This is a genomic window from Homoserinimonas sp. (assembly GCF_056262345.1).
Genome location: NZ_JBACFR010000284.1, coordinates 1 through 3,148, shown reverse-complemented (window position 1 = coordinate 3,148; position 3,148 = coordinate 1). Strand labels below are relative to the sequence as shown.

The 3,148-nt window shown below is 61.5% G+C and carries 2 protein-coding genes and 1 pseudogene; all 3 read right to left on the bottom strand.

The genetic code is table 11. The features are described 5' to 3' along the window. Nucleotides 1-263: pseudogene (locus AC062T_RS13030) on the bottom strand (hypothetical protein); the annotation flags it as partial. Then, nucleotides 256-1,500, bottom strand: a complete 1,245-nt coding sequence (locus tag AC062T_RS13025) for an RNA polymerase sigma factor (RefSeq protein WP_476030688.1) — start codon at nt 1,498-1,500, stop codon at nt 256-258. The pseudogene AC062T_RS13030 and the gene AC062T_RS13025, both read right to left, overlap by 8 nt. A 225-nt stretch (nt 1,501-1,725) precedes the next feature. After that, nucleotides 1,726-3,057: an MFS transporter gene (locus AC062T_RS13020; RefSeq protein WP_476030686.1), complete on the bottom strand. Its 1,332-nt coding sequence runs from the start codon at nt 3,055-3,057 to the stop codon at nt 1,726-1,728. Nucleotides 3,058-3,148 lie beyond the last annotated feature (91 nt).

The window sequence follows — 3,148 nt, the reverse complement described above, 5'->3', positions numbered from 1 at the left end:
CCGTGGGCCCGCATGATCGACGTGAGCATGTGCGTTGTCGTCGATTTGCCGTTCGAGCCGAGAACAAAGATGTTTCCGTGCTCAAACTGCCGGGTGATGTCGTGCAAAAACTCTGGCGCGAGCTTGAGGGTGGCATATCCCGGGAACGCCGAGCCGCCGCCCCGCAACCGAGCTGCTACGCGAATCGCCTTTCCCACCATGATCGGAAGGAAGTAGCGAAGAGCCGAAGGACGAGCACCCAGCGGACGGTGCTCCTTACTCAAGGTAATCCCGCAGCGACTGCGACCGCGACGGGTGGCGAAGCTTGGCCATCGTCTTCGACTCGATCTGGCGGATGCGCTCGCGCGTAACGCCGAACGTGTCACCGATCTGGTCCAGAGTCTTAGGCATACCGTCGCCTAGGCCGAAGCGCATGCGAATAACTCCTGCTTCGCGCTCGGAGAGGGAGTCGAGCAGGCTTTCGAGCTGCTTCTGAAGCATTGTGAAGCCCACAGCGTCGGCGGGAACCACGGCTTCGGTGTCCTCGATAAGGTCGCCGAATTCGCTGTCGCCATCTTCACCGAGCGGTGTGTGCAGAGAGATGGGCTCGCGACCATACTTCTGAACCTCGACGACCTTTTCTGGGGTCATGTCGAGCTCGCGGCTCAGCTCCTCCGGCGTTGGCTCGCGGCCAAGGTCCTGAAGCATCTGACGCTGCACGCGGGCAAGCTTGTTGATGACCTCGACCATGTGCACGGGAATGCGAATCGTGCGGGCCTGGTCGGCCATGGCGCGAGTGATGGCCTGACGGATCCACCAGGTCGCATAGGTCGAGAACTTGAAGCCCTTCGTGTAGTCGAACTTCTCGACGGCACGGATCAGGCCCAGGTTGCCCTCTTGGATGAGGTCAAGGAACTGCATGCCACGGCCCGTGTATCGCTTTGCAAGCGAGACGACGAGTCGGAGGTTGGCGCCGAGCAGGTGGCTCTTAGCGCGCTGCCCATCCTTGGCGACCCACTGGAGTTCGCGCCGCTGTGTCGGAGAGAGCTTCTCGCCCTCGTTCGCGAGCTTGTCCTCGGCAAAGAGACCTGCCTCGATGCGCATGGCAAGTTCCACCTCCTCAGCTGCGTTGAGGAGGGCGACCTTTCCAATCTGCTTCAGGTAGTCCTTGACAGGGTCAGCGGTTGCGCCCGTGATCGCGGCTGAGTACACGGGGACTTCGTCGTCCTCGTCCGCCATCGACAGAACGATCGCACCGGTAGGCAGCTTCTCGTCCTTCGAGGTGTCCTCGGTGTCGCTCTCGTCGCCGTGTTCGGCGTCGGCGTCGACCTCGGGCTCTTCGTCAACCTCGGGTGCCGCAGCCTTCTTGGCGCGAGGGGACTTGGCAGGGGCCTTAGCCGCGGTCTTGGCGGGCGCCTTCTTGGCGGCAGCCTTGGCCGGAGCCTTCTTGGCGGGCGCCTCGGCGACGTCAACCTCAGGTTCGGTCGTTGCGGCTTCAGCAGTCGTCTTGCGGGTAGCCATGAGGTTACCTTTCATTCAGGAGGGTCGTGCCTTCCCTATCGGGGCAGCACTAAGACCCATGTCAAGTCCTGGGGGCGCTCATCACAAAGGACATGCGCAACCCAGTGGACGTCGAACGGGTCTCAGTGGGCAATTATTGCACGGTTTACTGGTCGGTGTTCGCACGGAGAGCACCGTCAGGAAGATTTGCCGCGATTCACCGCATTCATGGAGGTAGTGCGGCAGCTATTCGCGCATACGCCTGGTGATTGCTCTGGAGAGTGCAACCCACAGGGGGGCCACTTCTATTCCCTCATCGAACTTCATACGATGCCGAGTCTTGCGTCGCGACAGCACCAGGAAGACAAAGCCGATCGCCATCACGAAAAACTGTGAGGCGAACGCTATCCGGAAGGTATCCCAGGAGTAGAGCTCGACAGGGTTGCCGGCTGCGGCATACAGATTGGAAGCCAGATCGAGAGTCACGCCGATCAGGTACATCATCACGAAAGCGGCAACGAATCCTCCAACATTAACAATCCCCGTCGCCGAACCATGGCTCCGCAGGGGGTTGAATGCGCGCGCAAAGTCGAAGCTGATGAGAGAGCCGGGCCCGCCGGTGCCCAAGACGATGATCAGCAGGACAACGAGCCAGAACGGCGGCGGATCGTTGCGGATGAGCACGTAGGCCCAGGTCAGCGCTGTCGTGAGCACGATACCGATCACCATCGTCGACCGGCGCATGGGATAACGAGCCGAAAGCACACCGAGAATGGGTCCTGCGATGAGGCCGACCACGAGGAATACGCTCAAGAGCGCTGCGGCCTGAGCTGTGGAATACCCCAGAGCGCTCACCATGAAAGGGAATCCCCAGAGCAGACTGAAAGTCGTGCCGGGAGACTGAGTGGTGAAATGCGACCAGAACCCGAGCTGAGTGCCAGGGCGTTTGAGCGCATCACGGGCAAGCCTGAGTGCGCCACCCCAGGTCTCGGGCCGGGCAGCGGTCTCTGCGCCATCAGGGGCGTTGTGGACGACCACCAGCGTGAGCAGAAAGACAACGAGGGACAGCATCGCTGCTGCACCGAACGCCGCCGACCAGCCAAAATCGTGCAGCAACCACGCGAACGGCACCACCGAGAGGAGCTGCCCGAGCTGCCCGATGTTGCCCGTCCACTGCGAGACCTGGGGAAGAATCTTGCCGCCGAACCAGTTGGGCAGCAGTCGCAGCACAGAAATAAAGGTTGTCGCATCGCCAGCGCCCACCAGCATCCGGCCAACCACGGCAAGCGCGAAATGGTCGGAGAACGCGACGAGAAGCTGGCCGGTGAGCATAAGAACAGCACCGCTGGCGATGAGAACTCGGGAGCCGAACCGATCGAGCAGCACACCGACGGGTATTTGTAGCGCTGCGTAGACGACGAGCTGCACCACGGCCAGCGTGGAAAGCGCAGAGGCCGAGATGGCGAAGCGGTCCGTGGCCTCGACCGCTGAGACGCCGAGCGACGAGCGCTGCATGACGGCGACGATATAAGCGAATAGAGCAGCGCCCCAGATAATCCATGAACGCCGAGAGTTCACGCCACGCCTTTCATTTGTCGATCCCTCGACGTAAATTCACTCGACGCGACTAGCGGTCGGAACCTTCATCATCATTTCGGGGACGAGACGC

What these genes read in the sequence shown, in the direction of transcription:
- AC062T_RS13025 (WP_476030688.1), bottom strand. Translation starts at nt 1,500, where the DNA reads ATGGCTACCCGCAAGACGACTGCTGAAGCCGCAACGACCGAACCTGAG.